Here is a 19,622-nt window from a genome sequence, read left to right on the forward strand (position 1 = left end):
ACATTGTAGCCATACATAAATCTCAGTAACCCGGGAATCCCTGGAAAGCTTTAAGAACGCAAAGTCATTTTACTTTGAGTCACCTGCTTTAATTCTTATCGGATATGAAATTCAGAATGTGTCTTTATCTATTAACTAACTCGCTGTACTTACTTCCCCGAAAACCCCATTCCTTTTGGTTCAGGAGTCAGAAACGTGTTAAAAGCATTAATTTTTGATATGGACGGAGTTCTTGTAGATTCCATGCCTTTTCATGCAGCAGCCTGGAAGAAGGCTTTTCTTGAAATGGGCATGGAAATCCAGGACGAGGATATCTATGCAATCGAAGGTTCAAATCCCAGAAATGGTCTTCCTCTGCTGATCAGAAAAGCCAGGAAGGAGCCGGAAGATTTTGACTTTGAAGCTATCACTTCAATTTACAGGCAGGAATTTAACCGGATTTTTAAGCTGAAGGCATTCGATGGAATGAAAGAGTGCCTTGAATTTCTTAAATCACGATTTCTGCTCTCAGTAGTCTCAGGTTCGGACCGTTTAATTGTTAACGGAATTGTTGACCAGCTTTTCCCGGGCATATTCGACACTGTTGTCACGGGAGACGATGTCCTGAACTCAAAGCCGGATCCTGACCCATTCCTGAAAGCGGTTGAGCTTCTTAATGTCGGAAAAGAGGAATGTGTTGTGATAGAAAACGCCGTCCTGGGCGTGGAAGCCGCAAAAAAGGCAGATATTTACTGCATAGGTGTCCCCACGTACGTAAAACCTTCCGAGCTTGACAGGGCGGACCTTGTTGTAGGAAATCATCAAAAATTGATGGAACATCTCCTCAGTCTCGAGCCTCTTTTCAGCCCTGAATTTATTCCCGGGCGCAGGCGATAAAAATTTCTGTACATCTCTTTACCTGCTTTTAATCTTTACCCGGGAATCCTTCAGTATTCTTTTTTATTCAAATTTTTCAAAAAAAGGTGTGGTTCACCAGGGATCACAGCAGTCTTACGGTTTCGAGGTTTGTGAGCGCACGTGTCTCTATCTTCAGTTTCTTGTAAACGGAACTTGCGAGGTCAACACAGGCTTTTTCATCTCCGTGCTCCGTGAATACTCTTTCCGGGCGGGGCTGCATCCTTTTAACATATTCCATAAGCTGCCTCCTGTCCGAGTGGCCTGAGAATCCGTCTACAACCTGCACCTCCATGTTCATTTTCAGCATTTCGGTGCTTCCGTTCTTCCCTGTCATCGGAATTTCTTTCCATCCCTTCTGGATCCTGCGCCCTATTGTCCCGTCAGCCTGATAGCCCACAAACACAAGGGTATTGCGCGGGTCTTCTGCAAAAGCCTTGAAATACTCCATAACAGGGCCTCCGTTCATCATGCCCGAAGTTGCCAGGATTACGCAGGGCTGAGGGTTCTGGATGATCTTCTGGCGTGCTTCATGTGAGTCCACAGGCTTGAAGCACTCTGACAGGAAGGGGTTCTGGCCTTTCTGGAAGATCAGTTTCCTCAGGTCATTATTCAGGTATTCCGGATGAGTTGCATGGATTGCAGTTGCTTCCCAGATCATTCCGTCAAGGTAGACCGGAACTTCGGGGATAAGTCCTTTCCTTATGGACTCTTCGAGCACAATCATAACTTCCTGGCTTCTGCCCACAGCAAAAGCAGGAATGACTGCAATTCCTCCGCGCTCAATGGTATTCTTTACGACCATCTGCAGGTGCTTTTCCGCATCTTTAAGTGCAGGCTGGAAAGCGTTTGCATTTCCATAAGTAGCTTCACTGATGACCGTTTCGACCCTCGGGAACTTGTTGACAGCAGGGTCAAAAAGCCTGGTTTTCTCATATTTGTAGTCTCCTGTAAAGACCACATTATGGAGGCCGTCTCCTATATGGAAATGGGAAATAGCTGAGCCCAGGATATGACCTGCATTATGGAAAGTCAGTTTTATGTCGGGGGCTATGTCTGTTACTTCCTCGTAGTCCAGAGGTATGGTGTGTTTGAGGGTTTTTGCTACCATCCCTGATTCATAGGGAATCTTCTTCCCTTCTTTAGCTGCCACATCTATGTAGTCGAGCTGGAGCAGCACCATAAGGTCTCTTGTTGGAGGAGTACAGTAGACAGGTCCTTCGTACCCGTACTTGAAAAGCAGGGGGACAAGTCCCTGGTGGTCAAGGTGAGCGTGGGTAACTATCACGGCATCTATCTGGTTTAATGGAAAAACTTCAGGAACATAAAGGTAAGGCGTCATGTTTTCATCAGATCCCACATTGACTCCGCAGTCAATCAGGATTCTGGATTCAGGTGTAGAAAGCAAAAAGCAGCTTCTTCCTACTTCTTTACATCCCCCAAGGGCTGTAACCCTTACCCACTGGTCTTTTGAAGTACACTCCCTGTGAATTTTCCTCCCCACTGTTTTCAGGATTTCCTTCCTTTCTTTGAGGTTGTTCCGCATGAACTCCCGTATGTTTTTTACCGTACGTGACTTTATAGGAGGTGTCCTGACAACTTTTGGAATCCAGCCAATCTGCTTTGTAATCTCTCTGAGGGTTGCGCCATGTTTTCCTATTACAAGCCCGGGCTTTTCGGCTTCGATAATTACTTCTCCTGAATCAGGGTCAAAATAGTAGCTCGAGATTACGGATTCTTTTGGAACAACTTCTTCAATTATAGAAATAGAGTCCTCAGGAGTTGCGAGAACCCTGGGATCAGGCCGCATAGCAATCCGCGTCCTGAGTTCTTTTGCCAGGTTGCGGATAATATTCCCGTCATCAGCGAATTTTCTGGGCTCCTCGGTATACAGAACAAGCTGAGGGCCCTCAAATTCGACGTCGGTAATAGTAACGCCTGCGGGTAGGTTTTTCTCAATTTTGTGTTTGAGGTCTAATAGCACGTCTTCTATAGGCATTAAGAATCTTCCTTTTTATCAAAAAATCAAAAAGATCTGGATGTTGAAAAAATAATATTTGAAAAAGGTGTTAGTTTGTATGATGAAATAAAAAACCAACAATTAAATTATTTAGTTTAATAAAGCTCTTCTGGATTTTACTTCTTCAGGATCCAACCTTTTGAATGCCTCCTTTGTAATTACGACTACATCGATATTTTCTCCGGAAGCTGAGTCTCTTTTCGTTGCATTGTGAATTGCTCGAATCGCAAGATCAAGACCTTCTTTTACAGCTATATCCTCTCTGTACTGGTCTTCCAGCACTCCGTAGGCCATGGGAGAACCCGAGCCGGTTGCTGAGATTCTTGTCTCTTCAATGCTTCCTCCCATAGGGTCCAGTGAGTAGATTGCAGGACCGTTTTTGTCAACCCCTCCGATAAGGAGCTGAACCATCATAGGATAATAGCGGTTAGCATTCAAGAAATTGGACATCAAAGTGGCAATCCCTTTGATCGTCATGGATTCGTTCCTGCGCATCTTGTAGAGCTGTGATTCCACACTTACCAATCGCACGAGCTGCTGAGCGTCCCCTACCGAACCGGCAGTGGTCATCCCTACCAGGTCATCTATCTGGTAAACTTTCTTTGCAGTTTTGCTTGCGATGAAATGCCCCATAGTGGCTCGCTGTTCACTTGCGAGCACAATTCCGTCGGTACAAACTACTCCTACGGTAGTTGTGCCCTTTAAATATTTGTCATTATCCATAAACATACCCTCATAATAAGCTGAAAATGAGAAAATGGCGCTAAAAAAAATGTTTTAGTTGAGGTGAGCATTTTTAGCTTAAATCGCAGGATTTAGCAATCCATTATCTCATTATTAATATCGCTATATATAAGTTTTCCTCCCTTTTTCTAAATGCGTTCGCATTTGGAACCGGAGGATCAATTCGATAAAATAACTCCTTCTTTTTTGTGACTGAGCGTTCATTGCAGCTGAAGAAACCCGGAATTTAGTGTGAAAGTTTTTCCACTTCTTCAGCCAGCCTCTTTATTCTCTGGATTACATCTTCAGATACGTTTTTTTTACGCATGAGCTCCAATCTGTCCTGTGCCGTTATCCTCTTTGTTCCTTTTACAAGGTTGTCCGCATGCGCAACAATCTTTTCCTCAAGGCTCCTGGGAAAATAGTCGTCTTCAGGAAGCCCCAATTCTTTTGCTTCTTCTTTAGAGATTCCGGCTCCGATATGCCTTTTTATTATCTCGGCAACTTCAGGTTCTATTCCCCTGCTCGTAGCCAGCCGAAACCCTTCAACAGCATGTGCAATCCCGTGTGTCCTGCACCTTCCCGCATCATGCAAAAGGGCCCCCGCTTCCACAAGTTCCAGGTCCACTTCCTTTCCTGCTGCTTTTGCCTTTTCTGCAATCTCAACTGCAAGCGAGGCGACCTCTTTGCAGTGTTCAATCACATTCGGGGCACAGCCTGATTCCTCAAGAAACCTGATCGCTTCGGCTCTGGTGATCAAGATTAATCCCTTATGCGGAACTCAAAGCTTCTACGCGCTTTTTCAGAACTCCCACAAAACGGGAGTTGTCATAGTAAACCAGGTCTTCTCCGCACATTGGGCAGAGAAATTCCGTTTCCGTTGCTTCGTCAAAAAGAAGGCGAACACAACCCTGAGGACAAACGTAAAATACATGATTTTCTTCAAATTCAAGGCGGGTCTTCAGATTCCTTAGCAGTCTTTTCTTTTCCCTCATAAGCTGGTGCTCTATGTCGGAAAAGTCCAGATGCCAGAGATAAGTCAGCCATCCGCTATTTGAATCTCTTTCCCTTACAACTATTGCAAATTTATTCTCATAAAGTATAAAAAGAGTTCTTCTCACGGTATTCAGCAGAACTCCGGTCTTCGCCGCAATTTCTTCATCCGTGACATTGCCTTCGGGCATCTGTTCTATCATTTTAAGCCCGTCATCCCCTACAAGGCTCCTGAGGTATCCTCTAATTACCTTGTCATTTAAATCGACCAAAGTGTTCACCTCGCAAATCCCTTATATGAATTGAACATACCATTATTAAAGCTTACATTAAAATTTTTATTTAAAAGATTCCATGTCCGGAAAAAACTGCAATCTCAGCAGCTGAACCTCATGCTTCTCCGGCAGGACTCAGGGACTCTGCTTCTCCTGTAATTCGTTCTGCAATAAAAGTCTTTATCCGCTCTGCCCCTCCCTCGAGAGATTTGATTGCCTCTTCTCTTGTTGAGGCGAATTCAAACAGGGAGGTCAGAGGCCAATCAGGCTCGATAACAGTTTTCTGAGGCGGAATGTCCGCGCTTTTTTCCCTGAGAATGACTTCCATGAGTTTTCTGTCTATAAAAAGCTCTCGATCCGAATAAAGAACTCCTCTTGCTGCAAATAGTTTTGCTTTCGGTTTTTCAGGAAGTTCTCCCCTGAAACAACCGGCATGAGCTTCGAAAAGGTTAATTCCCATCGCTTTCTCAACCGTGTCCAGGCTTCCCTGGAACCTGGGATTTACTTCAAGCACCACAGGCCCCTGTTCTGTGACCAGAAAATCAACTCCACATGACCCGAGGAGCCCGAGTTCAAGTATCAGTTCTTCTGCAAGTTTTTCCATCTCTTCTGCGTACTCTGTTATGAAAGGGGTTATATTTCCGCAGTAGGCAAACGGCAGCCTTGAAAGCCAGGGTATGCCTGTTAATTGCTCGTTCACAGCAACTGCCAGGGCTTCATCCTTTGTAGAAAGCACAGAGACGCTTGAAGGGGTTCCTTCCAGAAACTGCTGAATCACGATTTCATTTTCCGTAAGGCCCTGGTCAGGACCGGATAATTCTTCCAGCACTTCCAGCATTTCCTGTCTGTTATTTGCAACCCTGTTGAATATCCCTCCTCCTCCTGTAGCCGGTTTGAGAATAACAGGATATTCGATTGCTTCCGGCTCGTTGGAAGAATAACAGCGAGGATGTGGCATTCCCATAGCTTCAAGCCTTTTTGCAAGGTGAAGCTTGTTTGAAGCTTCCTTCACTGCTTCAGGGCTGCTGGCAAGCACGGGGCAGGGAAAACGAGACGGGTCCAGCATCTCCATCCCCGAGCCAGGCACGATGGCATCAAAGTCAAGCCCGAAACCATTCATTTTAGCTACTATCCATCCAGGGTCAAGCTGGCGGAGTTCGCCTGAAGTCCTGCATTCGAGAAGAGCTGATGCATATGCACATTCCTGAAGGTCAAGGTCACGGAATGCATCTATGGAGCAGACAGTATAGCCTGCCCTGCTTGCGGAGCAGACAATGTTTCGCGTGTCAAAGCCAATTGCAAGGATATTCTGCATATTTCCTCGTTAAACTTTTATTTTTCCTGCGGAATATCGGTGTGTGCCAGTGCAAAGATTCCATATTCTGTTTTCAGGACAGGAATCTCGCTTCCCGCCTCTGCGTTAAAGAACATGGGCTTTTTTATCGCGACGGTTTCATAGGTCTCAGGGTCAAGGACAAGAATTGCATTTTCTTCGATTGAGACCAGAACCGTAAGTACCGCATCTCCAATGTTTGCAATCTTTTCTGCGCCCTTCAGTTCTTCAGGAGTTGATAGAAACCGGGAACCGTCTTCAAGGCTTATCCCGTTTACTTTCTTGCCTGAACTTCTGATCTGAATGATTCTTCCTCTGAACCTTATCACATCGCCTGGTCGGAACTCAGGAAGGCGCATGGCAAAAGTAATCCTGTAAAGGTTTTTTCCGTCTTTCATACCTACGAGCGTAGGAGATTCAGCAAAACTGCCCCCCAGTTCAGAGATAATCATACGGCAAACCTGCCTGCTCGCATTCATGGAACCCATGTAAAGATCGATGCCTTCTTTCTGTTCCTGGTAGTCACTTATAAATGCCAGCCGATCTCCCTTTTTTTTCATGCTTTCCATAGCTTCTCTGGCTATGGCGGAGCAGCGCCTTTTTTCCTCTTCTGTCGGAAACCTGCCTGCTGCCCTTATCTGGATAATTGCTTCAAAATAACCTCCGGATTCACGGCTGCACATGTCGCAGGCTATCCTCTGAACCCTTACTTCGGTTGCAGCCTCGGCATGGACCGGTTCTCCCCTTACAATTGCATCTACCTCGGCTCTCACCATGTATATATATGGAGTAATTTCCTTCGGCTCAAGGTAGAGTTCCACATCTCCTGCTTCATCGTGGATGAAAAGGGCGTTTTCTACGGCTTTCAGCACCACTTCCTCCAGATTGCCGATGTTTTCCCAGCGGCTCCTGTGGAAATATGCTCCGCAGCTGGAACAGATCTTTACATGAAGTACGAGAGGCAGATCAATCAGTTTGAAAGTTTCAAAGAAACAGTCCCTGCAAACGGAATCAAAAAGTTTGTCGCATTCTGTGCCACATTTCGGGCATGTAATGGAATTCATCTATAATCCTTATTCTTCAGTCTTCTTGGAGTAATAGCTTTAAAAAGTATTCAAAATATGTTTTCAGTAACATTGGGCAGTTCATTTGTTAAGCACACTTATGTTATTTAAGAATAGCTGAATCTGCAATTATGTCTTGAATCTGCAATTATATCTTAATATCTATGCTCGTTATTTTTGAGACACAATAATTGCATATCAGAAGGGAACTGCTATGTTCAATTTATAAATAAATATTGTTAAATATATAGTTTAGAAGCATATTAAATAGGCATTTTCCTTATATAAACATTTGTATAATTTTACGTCGTATCGATAATCTCTGACAACTGGTATCTTCCTCAGAGCTTTATTAAGTATCTCTAAAACAAAACACCTAAATTATAATTTTAAAGTGGCCAATTACTGCCATATTATGATCCCAAAGTTCGCCTGCAAAGTGTATATAAAAACCCTCAAGTGCGTTCTAAAAAAGAGTAAAGTATCCGTGCAGGTTAGCACGGATGCTTTCAGGTTTAAATTAGTCTTTTTCACTTTATTTTATTTCTTTGGTGGCCAGTTCTTCTCCATCCAGCCTGGTAGCCTTCCTGAGTCCATTGGACCAACCATAACTTTTACATTGAGTTTGTCCTCAATATCACCCTGTAGACGGGCGGCAAGACCCGGAATAACTACACTGTTATGGGTAACATCGCTCTTGAGGTCAAATCCTGACTTCTCAAATGCATCCTTCACCTTATCAGCTGTCAGCTGTCCACCTGCAGCCGCTGCTTCCACACCAATACCATCTGTGTTAACTGCAAGCAGCCAGCAGTCTATTCCGTTTGATGCAAGGTCGCTCTCTACTGTGTAGTAAGTAAGGGCGAAGTTTGTGGTAAAGAGTACAGGTGAATCTGCTGTTGGGTTTCCTACCTTATACATCTTTGAGTCTACGGCAACAGGAGACCTGGGGTCAGTGTATATTGTCTCTGCCAGGTGTACTTCTGGCATGGTGGCATATGGCTCCATGCTGTGGAGGAGCATAATGTCTCCGTACCTGATAGTAAAGATTGATGCAAGAACAGTTTCCCAGTATGATGCACTGACAGGGTCAGCAATTCCCGCCATCCAGGCAGTAAGCGGCATAGCCATGATCGGATACGCGATCTCGGTGTCTCCCATAATGCCTGCTCTCCTGATCTTCAGGAAGTTGGTGAAAGTATCCTTCAGACCTTTCCCGGTTGGGTAAGTTCCCGGATCAAGCACAATGTCCTTAATTCCAGCCTCTGCAAATGTCTTTGCAAGAGTCTTCAGGCCGTCAAGGTCATTAAACGCTGAAACAACCACAGGCACGTTATACTCGAGTGCTAGTTCTCCTACCTCTTTCCAGTTGTCCTTGTTTGCAGCATACAGCAGCGGGTTTTTACCCTTTGCTACCTCAAGTCCTGCCTTCAGGACTGCAGGATTGAAAGAACATAGAATTACAGGCAGTTCTGTGTTTTCTATAACTTTCTTGACAGCTGCTGCAAACTTTGCAGGATCATTGGATGCTGCTCTTATTGCCACACCATCGAGAAGCAGGTTACGTCCTACATAGAACTTCTTGTAATCACTGATCTTCTTCACTCTTTCAACAATGGCAGCTTCGTCCATGTTGTCTGCCACATCGAAGAACATCTTTGTCTTGTTAAAGAATGTCAGTTTGTGGCGGTACAGTACATCGTCTCCACCAATATTGGCTGCTCTTTCGCCAACACCAATAGTAACCTGGCGAATTTCAGGAGCAAGGAGCCTGTCTAGTTCTGCCAGTTTCTTTGCAAACTTCTTTTCTTTAATCAGGGGAGGGCAGTCTGTTGTCTTGCCTGACCTATCGATCAGCGTGGAGGCAAATGCCATACATGTAGGCTGACCACATTCTCCACAGTTGGTCTGAGGCAGGTACTTGTACGCTTCTAATGGGCTGTTAATCTTCATTTTTCACACCTCCGCTCCGATCCAGTTTGCAATATCAACCTGTTCCGTGTCTATGGTACCGAATAGCGTCTGGGTAATCTGCTTCAGGACAGCAACCGATGTTGGGTGCATCATCATGAATAGGTCGTTTCCTGCAATTGCAAGTGACAGACCAGTGACAATCTCCCATATAGGTCCTCTGTATTCCCTTGGTCCCCAATCAGAGTCTTCCTTAAGTGGTGATCCCACCATCCATGACTCACGGGCACCCCATGCATTTGTGGTACCTGATGACATCGGGAATGTGAGTTCATCGTCACCCATAAGGGCTGCGAGTCTGATACGCTCCATGTTTGTGTAAGCGTAGTCGAGACCGTATCCCAGAGCTGCAGTGGTCGGGTCCATTATGATCCTGTCTCTTGGGACATTGCACTGCTTCATGAGTTTCCTGTTAAGCTCCTTCTGTGCGTTCATGTCCAGCTGAGTCCAGGAAAGGACGTCGTGGTCATATTTGAGTGCTGCTTCTGCAATTGCTGCATAGTCCAGGTTCAGGCTTGCAGATGCAAGCAGGCATCGTTCTCCTTCTGCAACTTCCGCTGCTCTTGCGAGGACTTCGGGGTCTTTCTGCGGGTTACCTGATCCGCCGATTGCTATTGGGACATCAACAGCCTGGAGAACTTCTTCTACTGTCTTTGCTGCTTCTTTTGGAGGTGTGTCCTTTACAAGCGGGTCAGTTGAAATCAGGTGAATGGTGATCATATCTGCGTTGAACTTCTCAACGTTCTTCTTTGCCCATTCTCCCGGGCTGTCCATGACCTCATCATAATTTTCTTTGACAGCTTTTGCAAGCCCAATTCTCATATCGAACACGTCAATTGTTACCTGGTTCCTGTTGGGCATTGGCGCGTCAGGGAAGAACGGCAGGGCTTTTTCTCCACCTACCAGCACTCTCTTTCCACGGCTTCCACCGTCTGCTGATGTGTTTCCTATTGGTACTTCCTGAATCTGAGTTGCCCATTCTGCAATATTGGCAACATCAAACTTTGCAGGTATGAGATCCTTGAGTTTGGGTGCTGCCAGAGCAGGTGAAATTGCCGGAGCTGCTGGTGCACCTATGCCTACCGGGTACCCGAACATGCCTGCAATTCTTGCGAAGTGCTGGGCGAGTACTGCGCTCTCCTGCCCCAGGGCAGCGGCAAGCATGGGGTCAAAGCCGCCTCCGAGTCCACCGAGATCAATCTCAATGTCCCCTTCTATAGTAACACCTTCGAGGGCTTCTACATCCATGCCCGCGAACATGTTTGTAATATCAGATAACTTCATTTTCTTTGCCATGTAAACCTCACCGTTTCCGTAATTTATCCGTTTTTATGAGTGGCTTATAATAAAGGATATAATACAGGATGTGTTTCCATATTTTTTGCCCTGATAATACAGGGTCCGAAGCAGGAATCATTCCGTTCCTTTGAATCATTCCTTTGAATCATTCCGTTCCTTTCCTTTAATTCTGGAACAGATTCTGCCCCGTTCTTTTTATTATTTTAATTTTGATTTTGGTTTAAATCCCGTTTCAAGCTCTTAAACCGGATAAGTTCACCTGTTCTCTGTCCCGGTGATTTTCTGCATTTTTTGTGGTTTTCTGCTGATCCACAGATTCAAAAGTAATCTGGGGTTAGAACCCCAGTTTTTTCACAATATTTTCTATTTCCACTGCAGCAACCGAATCGTCGGGTATTTCAAAGAGAGGTATACCTTTTATGTCCATTTCCTCAATTTTCGGGTCAAGAGGAATCATACCTATCAGGTTCAGTTTCAGTTCCTCTGCCAGTTTAACGAGCTTTTCCCGGTTAGCATCTGTAACCTTGTTTGCAATAACGTGAATACTGCCTATATTTGACTCGAGCTCATTCACAAGTTCATGAATTCTTTCTGCAGTTCGGAACCCTCTTCTTGAGGCATCAGTTACCACAATAAGATCATCAATATCCCGGATGATTTTTCGGCTGAAATGCTCAAGCCCGGCTTCTGCATCAATCACAACCAGATCATAGTTTTTGACCAGTTTGTCCATAATGCCCCTCAGGAGGTTGTTTACATAACAGTAACACCCTGAGCCTTCGGGCCTTCCCATTACCAGCAGGTCGTAACCCGGCATCTCTTCAATGATCTCATATACCTTGCTCTGGAGCACGGACTCCTTGTTCATATCGGGATTGTCAGGCCTTGGTTTTGTTATCTCAGCCTGTAAAAACTCCTTTGCATCCCCTATCGTTTTTACGTTCTCACATCCAAGGGTTTCCGGCAGGTTAGTATCTGCATCTGCATCAACTGCCAGTATGAACTGCCCCTTTTTAGAAAGGGAGCGGATCAGAAGAGCCGCTACCGCTGTTTTTCCAGTTCCGCCTTTTCCCGTTATTGCAATTACTTGGTCACAGAATACCCTTTGATTGTTTTCGGTTTTAGGCAATTGCCCGTTGTTGTTCAGTTATTTCTTTTCCTTCTTTTCGCTGATGATCATCCTGTCAATGGTGATCTTTGCGTTTTTGAAGGTCAGCTTTATTCCACCGCTTGAACCGCCTGACATCATTGGCATTGCCGGCATCTGGAATCCTGCTGCTGGCATCATCATCGGAGCTGCTGCAACAGCTACTTCCTCTTCTTCTTCCTCTTCTTCTTCCTCTTCTTCAGCTGCTGCCCAGGTAGCAACTACAGGGTGGTTCTTCTCCTGGAGGAAGGCTTTCAGGGACTCGATGTCGCTTGCATCGTTTTCTGTTGCGATCTTGTCTTTGAGGTCAGCGGGTATTGCTTCGTCGATCTTCTCTTTGAGTTTGGAAGGCAGCCATACAACTCTGTTCCATCCGCCATCAGCCTGGATGAACTTTGGTGAGTAGAAGTAGTTTACACCAATACCGAGGAACCCTACGATCTGCTTTCCACCACCGGTCTGGCCTGCCATGGTTGAGAATCCGATACCGTTCGGAGCCATTCCCTGGTATTCTCTGTCTACCCATCCTATACCATCGACTTCAGGGATGTAGAACCCTACAACTTCAAAGCAGCCGCATGATGTGTGTGGTGAGTCAAAGAAGGAGTGGAGTTTTATCTTGTCAAATTCGCCGCTTGACAGCTTCTTTGCGATTTCGTTGACTCCTGTGTATTCCCCTGTTACTGCATCGAGCAGGTCACCCTTTGCAATTTCAAACTGTGGTCCTTCAGGGTCTACTTTTGCTGCTGCACGGCCGTCGAACCAGTTGATAGCACCGCAGAGAGAGATCCTGTCCGGAGACACAACGCAGACATTGGTCGGAGCAAAGGACTGGCAGAGTGTACATCCATAGAAGACTTCAACATCTTCATCGTGGAGGTCCTTTGTCCTTGCATCTCTTGCCTTGAAGATCTCCTTTGCTGTTTCCATCTGCTTTTCGACTTCATCCTTGTCTGTGTAGAAAGTTACCTGCATCTTCTCGATAAATGGAAGTTCTGTCTTGAAGAGCATCATAACTGCCTTTCCGAATGGCTCAAATGAGTCCATCTTTGCAGCTGTGTCCTTGGAAACTCTCATCCAGACATCATACCTCTGGTTCAGGTGCATAATGCCCTGGCAGTAGTTGATGAAGTCGTGGACACGCCTTTCTACGACAGACTCAAGGTCAGGCTCGACAAGTTCTCCGCCTATGTTGAAGATCATTGCCCAGGGGTAGGTCTTTCCCTCTTCCATGTCCTTGAGGTCAGGACCGATGATTGTGACTTTGTCGTCTTCAATCGCATCCATGTCTGCAGCCCTGACAAGTTCGAGACCAAGTGATTTTGGACCACCGAGTTCAACGAACATTCCTTCTTTCCTTACTCTTTCTCCTTCAAACATTGGGGAAATCTCAAATGGGAATTCTGCCATTATATTTCGCCTCCTAAATCAAATTATAAAAAATCAACTAGCTCATCCAGGGCAGCGTAGTGTTCTGCCTTGCTAAGGTTTCCGAAAGACATTGTTGCGTTCTGGATGTAGCCTCTTTCAATTGCAATTGCTTTCACGTTGCTGAAGTTCTTTGCTGCGGACAGTACCTGGTTGATGTAGAATTTCTTGAACCCTATGGATATGACCATGTCATAGTTTCCGTTTCCGTCAAGACCAGGCCAGTTGGGGTCGGTCAGGTAGAAGCCAAGCATGTGAGCGTTGATGTATTTTGCATCTACATCTTTGTCAGCAAGGGCTGCCAGGGAACTACCGGTTGCAGCAATAGGGATATTTGCAGTCTTCGAAATTTTTACCACGCGGTCAAGGATTTCCGGGTCGAGAGCCAGGGTCCCTACCATAAGGAGAGGTCTCTTTGCTTTTGAGATAAGCTTTGCAGCCATTTCAGGAGCAACGGTTTTTGAGGTGCTCACTCCGTAGCTGGTAAAGAGCTTTGTGTTCTTGGTAGTGTCAACCATTTTCAGGCCTCCTTGCAAAGTCTCTTGAGGTTGGTGGGCTGTGCCGAGACATCGAATTTGATCTTCGGACCGGAAATGATCTTCTTCTTCTTCCAGTCAATCTCCCAGCCGCGTTCTGCCTCGAGCTTCTTGAGGAGCGCTTCACGGTTAGCCAGCGGGAGGTCAGCTTCGTTCCTGACGAACTTCCACCAGTCTTCAGGTTCTGAACCACCAAGGTATTTCTTGTGCAGCTCCATCCAGTGGGTCAGCTTTATGGCTCTTCCCATGCTGTTGTCAGACGGGCGGATGCATGCCTTTGCCATCATCGGGATTGCTTCCTGCCAGGTTTCTGCTGTGGTCAGGAGGAATTCTGGTGCTGGTGGGATTGGCATCTCCTGTCCGTTCCTTGCATCATAGACTTTCCACTTGTCTTCTTCATAGGTCTTGGCAATCAGGGCTCTCCTGTACTTCGAGGAGTGTGGGCCAAGAACTGCTGGGATACCAAGAATGTTACAGCCGGTACCGATTGAGGAAGCTTTCTGTGAGAATGCACCCCATGCAAGTCCGCAAGCACCTACACGGTTAAGGATGTAGTCTGCGATCTCGGCGAGGTTGCCTTCAAGGGTCCTCTGGGCAAAGATAGCTGCGACTTTCTCGGCTGCTCCGGTAATATGGGCGTTAGAAACACAGGATCCTATGTTAACGAGTCCACCGCACTGGAATCCGCCAGGGTACCTCTCATAGAGAGTCTTGCCGTCGTCGTCCTTGAACATACCAATGTCCATTGCTCCACAGCCGGTCGTAACCACAATGAAGTTCCTCTTCAGGAATTCTTCAGCAATGTAGTAGACGTCCTTTGTGCCTTCTGCATAGTTCGGGCATCCGATGATTGCGATGATACCTGGGGTTGTACCCATGACGAGGTTAAGACCTTCTGCACGGATTTCGGCATCAGATACCTGTCCTCTGCCGGCTCTCATCCAGCCTTTCTCTTCTGCAATCTGCTTCTGGGAAACTTTTTCGATTATGTTAAGAATTGGAATTTCCTTCTTACAGACCTGTTCGCAGCGGCGGCAGCCGATACATATGTCATGCAGGCCTTCGAGGTATGAGTAATCTCCTTCCTTTGCAAATCCCATAGCTTCGGGTATGTCGAGTTCTTCAGGGCAGGCAATCAGGCAGGCTCCACAATCTGCACACTTTGCGACCCAGTTTGCTAATTCCTCATCTGTTGGAATCGCAGTGATACCGGATGCATCGCGGATCGGGGCCATTTCCATGGTAAGCCTGATACAGAGTTCACCGAGTTTCTCGTAGTCCAGCATTACACAGCCTGGAATTGCTCCGGACTTGAGTTCCTCGATAGTCTCATTAACATCTGCATCGGTCCTGTTTGGAAGCCCGAACATAATCTTTGCATTTGATGCAATGACCGGAATCTTGAGTTTCTGTGCTTCGGGTACGATGTCACCGCGTACACACTGTTCGTCCACAACAATGACATCAGGCATTCCGGAGCGGATAACCTTTAGTTCCTTGGCCATGGAACCGATGACCTTGGCATATGGTGGTCTCCTGTCAGCTTCCTTGTACCTTGTAAGGTCGATTGCGGTACAGCAGAGCCCGGCAATTTCCATCTTGTCAGTCAGGTTGTTTTCTTCCATGTAGTCCATCATGTAGGTTACACCGCCTACATTGTGCCCTATAACACAGAGGAAGGGCTTGGACTTGTCGATGGTCCCCATGCCGATTTCGATCAGGGGGGCTTCGGGGTCAGCTTTCGGGAAGTCGTAGGCTGCAACCTGTACAACATCGGAAATTTCCATGCCTACGTGGTCCAGGCTACCGCTGAAGAGGGCTTTTGAGTCGTAATCGATCTCTGCGGATTCCTGTCCTGCGTGGACGGTTGCAAGCAGCTGAGTCAGCTGTTCTTCAACGAATTCCATTGCTGGCTTGACTTCGCCAAGGTTCTTGGGGCTGAGCCCTGTGCTGATTGTGATGTTCGGAGTAAGGACATTTGACTGCCCAAGGTTGAGGGGTAAGTCTTCTCCGAAGGTTTCGATCAGGTGATCAAGCAGGTGGCGGCCGTGGGCTGCGTGGCAGGCAGTACCTGTAATTACACGGAGGAAGAATTCCCTTCCGTTGTGGCCCATCATGTCGATACCACAGGCACCTCTTTTGTTCCCTGAAAGATCACAGGGTCCATAGGTACAGTAGCAGCACTGGTCACACATTGGGGTAACAACAGGCTCGTAGCGGTCAAGAAGTTTGAAGTTCCAGTCATCTCTGTAGGACTCAAGTCCTGGGAAAAGAGTGGGACCAGCCTTAACGAGCTCCTTTGCTTTTTCTTCAGCAGCCTCCTTTGCTGCCCCTACAATGTTGTTAATAGTGATCTGAACGGATTCAAGATCTTCTATTGAAAAACTCCCGGTAGTTAGTTTGCTCATTTGAGCTTTACCTCCTAAATTTGTTTAAAGTCAACTTCGCCAAGACGATTGCAATCTTATCTTCGGCATATTCTTAATGATTATTAATTATATATTTTGCCGTCTGCTTTAAATTTACAACCGTTTAAATGACGTTTCATGGCAAAACACTCTTAGCTCTCTATTTGAATATTGAAGGTTTTACCAGCGTTTTTTCAAATAAAAGCGTTTTTGTAGGGAATATTTTTCTTGTAAAAATCGTTTTTAGGGCATCAATGCTCTTCAAAATCCTTTTTTACGCCCTTTTTCTCAAAAAAACCGTTTTTGCCAACGATTGGGACCTTAATCTAGAGCAGAGGTCGCTACCGATGGATAATAAACACTAATTAAGTGACTAAATGTACCAAATCTATATAACATTTTCTAATTTGTAACACCTTATCCGAACAGGTAAAAATGGAATGTGGAGACCCGTTCTTCTTAAAAAAAACCTCAAAGACTTTTTGATCAAAAAAGATACTCTATGTCAAAGCATATCGTTTTTTAATGAGAGTAATATTGGATCTCAATATTTTTTTTATTTGATTTTAATATTTGTTATTATTTCTAATATTTTCTCATACTAAGTGCAAATAGCCCTAAAGATTTTTCTTACTTGAGCTGCAAATTTTGCATTAATTTAATTCAGATTTTCCTTATTAACTTTTTAATATATTATTAAATATTATTTTTTTCAAATCTATATTTCACTACCTGATAAAAATATCAAAACATATTTATATCGGTACTGTCTTTAAACGAATTCGTACAGTAAACGCTGTAAACCGTTTTCATGATTTTTCTCTGGAAATAACTAAATATTATTTCCTCTCTTTAATATTAATCGATTTAATTTTTGATCTAAATAATATTTGTTCTAATTTAATAGGCACTCTAAATCTATATGCTACTGCTGGACACCTGTTACCAAAACAGAATAAATAAAATAATAATATAAATTATGACCGTAAACCCTGAGCAGGATCTTTCCGGATCTGGAGATTAAAACCAGGAATTTTGATTAACTGGAACCCGGGTCGACTTTTGCTTGCGGGTTCCAGGCCGGAATCTGGACTGGTCAGGATTTGGAGTGATCGATTCCGGGTTTGGGGCTTCTACACTTCAATACGAGTTTCTTACACTGAATTTAACTATGGAGTTGTTTACGACAGCTTTTTCAGGATACGAACCTTTTATTTATCAGCCTACTTATCAGAATCTGTTCCTCATCCCTGTCTGGACAATATTCTTGTGTCTGGACGCCATTCTTATATTTGAATAATATTCTGATTTCTTTAAGGGCATTATAAAATCGCTTATTATTATACTGCCCCATTAATCAGTAATTTTAATCCAACAATTTTATACTGGAATTAAATAGAGAGCAATCAAACATGTTTAGCCGTGATACACCATATGAGCCCGGAGGCGGAACGAGCGACAGGATCAAAAGTTCTATTTCTGCAAGCCCGTCGATGGCGATTATTTTTCTCTGTATAGTTTCTTTCTTTCTGGAAATGGTCCCTGGCATAGGATCTCTCTATATAGACACCTTTCAGTTTAATCCCAGCTCTATTTTGACAAGGCCCTGGACTCTTGTCACGTATATTTTCCTGCACGCCGGATTGGGGCATCTTTTTTTCAATATGATTGTCCTGTATTTCTTCGGGACTGCTCTCGAGCGAAAGGTGGGGAATAAGCAGCTCCTCGGAATCTTCTTTACGGCAGGAATTCTGTCCGCTATAGGGTATACTTTCTTAAGCAGGCCCATTTTCGACATCTATCCCGGTCCTATGGTAGGTGCAAGCGGAGCTATTTACGGGGTTTTTGCAGCTCTAACCGTACTTGAACCAAATCTGAGGGTGTATGTTTATTTTGTCCCCATGCGTCTGAAGCATGCCCTGTTGCTTTTTGCCGTTTTTGACTTTCTGATGGTAAATTCAACGGACATGATAGCCCACACTGCCCACTTAAGCGGGCTCTTTGTCGGGCTTTACATGGGTTACCGTATAAAGAGAATGCATGATAAATACATTAGAACGAGGTTTGCCGGCAGGTGGTGAGGCTGGATGAAGAGGCTTTTTCTCAGGACAGGTACTATCATCCCAGACCTGGTCCAGGGGAAAAAGTTCCTGTTCAGATCTTAAATTTCACCCGTGTCTTTGCAGCCTGGTCTCCAGAGCTGAAAGCCACTCTTTTTTTTGAAAAAGCTCCTGATGAATCCGAAGCAGACGGGCTTAAAAGGGTGCGAGAAGTTGTCATTCTTTATGTCTATGACTGGCTTGCGGGAAGGGAAGGGATAATAGAACTTACAAATGCGGAGTTTGCACAGTTTATGGAGGTCTATGAAGCTTTTCTTCGGAAATTAGGGGAAATCCAGTACAGCAGGGAGAAAAAAGGACGAAAAACTGAGAATGTCTTTGAACTTAAGGAATCTCCTTTCATTATCAGGGAAGTTAAAAAAGGTCCCTTCTCCGATAAATTATAATTCTAGAAAATATATCCTGTGTTCTATAGCCAGAAATGTTTAATCTGAAGGGGTTTACTCATCTCGCAGGACTTATCTTTTCCGGGATTGGATAGAAATTTCAGTCAAAGTTCTCAGACTGGTAATGTTAAGACCTTTTATTGCCAAAGTATGCAAATGTTTTACTACAGAAAAGCAAATATTTAGATATAACCAGATTGTTGCCCGAACTGCCGTGATAAGGGTAATACCTGAAAAGCAGTAACTGTAGACTCATATATGGAACTGTTATTCTCTGAAGGTTAAAATAGAAAACCCAGTCCTGTGAGCGTTAAATGGCTTCGGGGAACTCTGCTGCCCTCACAGGTCAGTTCTCCGTTAATTGCGGAGATTAAAGAAAAAAGATGCAGGTTGAGTAAAACTGTAAGTATCATAGAGGACATTGATAATGAAGCCTGTAAAAAGCGGACTTGATTCCATCTCCAAATACCTCCGTACCAAGAAAGAAGTCGGCAGGAGGAAAATAGGCCTTCTGGTAGACGGACCGAACATCCTCAGAAAAGAGTTTGATGTAAATCTCGAGGAGATTAGGGACGTTCTGAAGGACTACGGGAATATCAAGATTGGACGCGTTTTCCTGAACCAGTATGCCTCGGACAAGCTTGTCGAGGCTATTGAAAACCATGGACTTGAACCCATAATCTGTTCCAGTGATGTGGATGTGCGCCTCGCAGTAGAGGGCATGGAACTGGTCTATAATCCCAATATAGACACCCTTGCAATCGTAACCCGCGATGCGGATTTCAAACCACTGCTTAACAAAGCAAACGAACACGGGAAAGAAACCATTATCTTTGGGGTTGAGCCCGGATTTTCTACGGCACTCAAGAACTCTGCGGACTACGTCATTCTCATGGGCAAAAACCACATGAGCGGTTATGATGATGAAGATGAAGAAGGGAAACCTGATGCCTCGGAGCGTGAAGAATACCACGAGGAATATCCCGAAGATGAGTATGGAGAATCTATGGAAAAGACCTGATTAG

At 44.9% G+C, this 19,622-nt stretch carries 16 protein-coding genes; 4 read left to right on the top strand and 12 right to left on the bottom strand.

Annotated elements, in window-relative coordinates:
- The first annotated feature begins 195 nt into the window (after positions 1-195).
- A complete protein-coding gene (locus tag MSMAS_RS03285) occupies positions 196-876 on the top strand; it encodes an HAD family hydrolase (protein ID WP_011032647.1) in 681 nt (226 codons plus the stop codon).
- 103 nt (positions 877-979) lie between these two features.
- Here the strand turns inward: MSMAS_RS03285 and MSMAS_RS03290 are convergent, their stop codons facing one another.
- The 12 genes from MSMAS_RS03290 to cdhA all read right to left on the bottom strand — a co-directional run bounded on the left by MSMAS_RS03290 (position 980) and on the right by cdhA (position 16,091).
- A complete protein-coding gene (locus MSMAS_RS03290) occupies positions 980-2,893 on the bottom strand; it encodes a beta-CASP ribonuclease aCPSF1 (RefSeq protein WP_011032646.1) in 1,914 nt (637 codons plus the stop codon).
- A 111-nt stretch (positions 2,894-3,004) separates the two neighbouring features.
- Positions 3,005-3,637, bottom strand: coding sequence for an archaeal proteasome endopeptidase complex subunit beta (gene psmB / locus MSMAS_RS03295; protein ID WP_011032645.1), 633 nt, complete (start codon positions 3,635-3,637; stop codon positions 3,005-3,007).
- Positions 3,638-3,884: 247 nt separating this feature from the next.
- On the bottom strand, positions 3,885-4,397 hold the full coding sequence (locus MSMAS_RS03300; RefSeq protein WP_011032644.1) for a TIGR00295 family protein: 513 nt from the start codon (positions 4,395-4,397) through the stop codon (positions 3,885-3,887).
- Positions 4,398-4,407: 10 nt separating this feature from the next.
- Positions 4,408-4,902: a transcription factor gene (locus tag MSMAS_RS03305; RefSeq protein WP_011032643.1), complete on the bottom strand. Its 495-nt coding sequence runs from the start codon at positions 4,900-4,902 to the stop codon at positions 4,408-4,410.
- 118 nt (positions 4,903-5,020) lie between these two features.
- Positions 5,021-6,220: an ATP-grasp domain-containing protein gene (locus MSMAS_RS03310; protein WP_048038551.1), complete on the bottom strand. Its 1,200-nt coding sequence runs from the start codon at positions 6,218-6,220 to the stop codon at positions 5,021-5,023.
- A 17-nt stretch (positions 6,221-6,237) separates the two neighbouring features.
- Entirely contained in the window at positions 6,238-7,302 is a 1,065-nt protein-coding gene (locus MSMAS_RS03315; RefSeq protein ID WP_011032641.1) for a 60S ribosomal export protein NMD3, read from the bottom strand.
- Between the two features lie 540 nt (positions 7,303-7,842).
- Complete coding sequence (gene acsC / locus MSMAS_RS03320) at positions 7,843-9,255, bottom strand: acetyl-CoA decarbonylase/synthase complex subunit gamma (RefSeq protein WP_048045074.1); 1,413 nt, start codon at positions 9,253-9,255, stop codon at positions 7,843-7,845.
- 3 nt (positions 9,256-9,258) lie between these two features.
- Positions 9,259-10,569 (bottom strand): CO dehydrogenase/acetyl-CoA synthase subunit delta, encoded by a 1,311-nt coding sequence (gene cdhD, locus MSMAS_RS03325; protein WP_011032639.1) that lies wholly within the window; start codon positions 10,567-10,569, stop codon positions 9,259-9,261.
- A gap of 337 nt (positions 10,570-10,906) precedes the next feature.
- Complete coding sequence (locus MSMAS_RS03330; protein WP_230633337.1) at positions 10,907-11,701, bottom strand: carbon monoxide dehydrogenase accessory protein CooC; 795 nt, start codon at positions 11,699-11,701, stop codon at positions 10,907-10,909.
- A gap of 18 nt (positions 11,702-11,719) precedes the next feature.
- Positions 11,720-13,129, bottom strand: coding sequence for a CO dehydrogenase/CO-methylating acetyl-CoA synthase complex subunit beta (cdhC, locus tag MSMAS_RS03335; RefSeq protein ID WP_011032637.1), 1,410 nt, complete (start codon positions 13,127-13,129; stop codon positions 11,720-11,722).
- Between the two features lie 23 nt (positions 13,130-13,152).
- Complete coding sequence (gene cdhB / locus MSMAS_RS03340) at positions 13,153-13,665, bottom strand: CO dehydrogenase/acetyl-CoA synthase complex subunit epsilon (RefSeq protein WP_015411276.1); 513 nt, start codon at positions 13,663-13,665, stop codon at positions 13,153-13,155.
- A 2-nt stretch (positions 13,666-13,667) separates the two neighbouring features.
- On the bottom strand, positions 13,668-16,091 hold the full coding sequence (gene cdhA / locus MSMAS_RS03345; protein WP_011032635.1) for a CO dehydrogenase/acetyl-CoA synthase complex subunit alpha: 2,424 nt from the start codon (positions 16,089-16,091) through the stop codon (positions 13,668-13,670).
- 1,412 nt (positions 16,092-17,503) lie between these two features.
- Between cdhA and MSMAS_RS03360 the strand changes: the two genes are divergently transcribed.
- From MSMAS_RS03360 to MSMAS_RS03370, 3 genes are all read left to right on the top strand, one after another.
- Positions 17,504-18,172, top strand: a complete 669-nt coding sequence (locus MSMAS_RS03360; RefSeq protein WP_011032633.1) for a rhomboid family intramembrane serine protease — start codon at positions 17,504-17,506, stop codon at positions 18,170-18,172.
- Complete coding sequence (locus tag MSMAS_RS03365) at positions 18,166-18,597, top strand: hypothetical protein (RefSeq protein WP_011032632.1); 432 nt, start codon at positions 18,166-18,168, stop codon at positions 18,595-18,597. Before MSMAS_RS03360 ends, MSMAS_RS03365 begins: the two co-directional genes overlap by 7 nt.
- Positions 18,598-19,024: 427 nt before the next feature.
- Positions 19,025-19,618, top strand: a complete 594-nt coding sequence (locus MSMAS_RS03370) for a TIGR00288 family NYN domain-containing protein (protein ID WP_015411272.1) — start codon at positions 19,025-19,027, stop codon at positions 19,616-19,618.
- Positions 19,619-19,622 lie beyond the last annotated feature (4 nt).

It is taken from the genome of Methanosarcina mazei S-6 (assembly GCF_000970205.1).
Classification (GTDB): domain Archaea; phylum Halobacteriota; class Methanosarcinia; order Methanosarcinales; family Methanosarcinaceae; genus Methanosarcina; species Methanosarcina mazei.

What these genes read in the sequence shown, in the direction of transcription:
- MSMAS_RS03290 (WP_011032646.1), bottom strand. Translation starts at nt 2,893, where the DNA reads ATGCCTATAGAAGACGTGCTATTAGACCTCAAACACAAAATTGAGAAA.
- cdhD (WP_011032639.1), bottom strand. Translation starts at nt 10,569, where the DNA reads ATGGCAAAGAAAATGAAGTTATCTGATATTACAAACATGTTCGCGGGC.
- cdhA (WP_011032635.1), bottom strand. Translation starts at nt 16,091, where the DNA reads ATGAGCAAACTAACTACCGGGAGTTTTTCAATAGAAGATCTTGAATCC.
- psmB (WP_011032645.1), bottom strand. Translation starts at nt 3,637, where the DNA reads ATGGATAATGACAAATATTTAAAGGGCACAACTACCGTAGGAGTAGTT.
- MSMAS_RS03360 (WP_011032633.1), top strand. Translation starts at nt 17,504, where the DNA reads ATGTTTAGCCGTGATACACCATATGAGCCCGGAGGCGGAACGAGCGAC.
- cdhC (WP_011032637.1), bottom strand. Translation starts at nt 13,129, where the DNA reads ATGGCAGAATTCCCATTTGAGATTTCCCCAATGTTTGAAGGAGAAAGA.
- MSMAS_RS03370 (WP_015411272.1), top strand. Translation starts at nt 19,025, where the DNA reads ATGAAGCCTGTAAAAAGCGGACTTGATTCCATCTCCAAATACCTCCGT.
- MSMAS_RS03310 (WP_048038551.1), bottom strand. Translation starts at nt 6,220, where the DNA reads ATGCAGAATATCCTTGCAATTGGCTTTGACACGCGAAACATTGTCTGC.
- acsC (WP_048045074.1), bottom strand. Translation starts at nt 9,255, where the DNA reads ATGAAGATTAACAGCCCATTAGAAGCGTACAAGTACCTGCCTCAGACC.
- cdhB (WP_015411276.1), bottom strand. Translation starts at nt 13,665, where the DNA reads ATGGTTGACACTACCAAGAACACAAAGCTCTTTACCAGCTACGGAGTG.
- MSMAS_RS03315 (WP_011032641.1), bottom strand. Translation starts at nt 7,302, where the DNA reads ATGAATTCCATTACATGCCCGAAATGTGGCACAGAATGCGACAAACTT.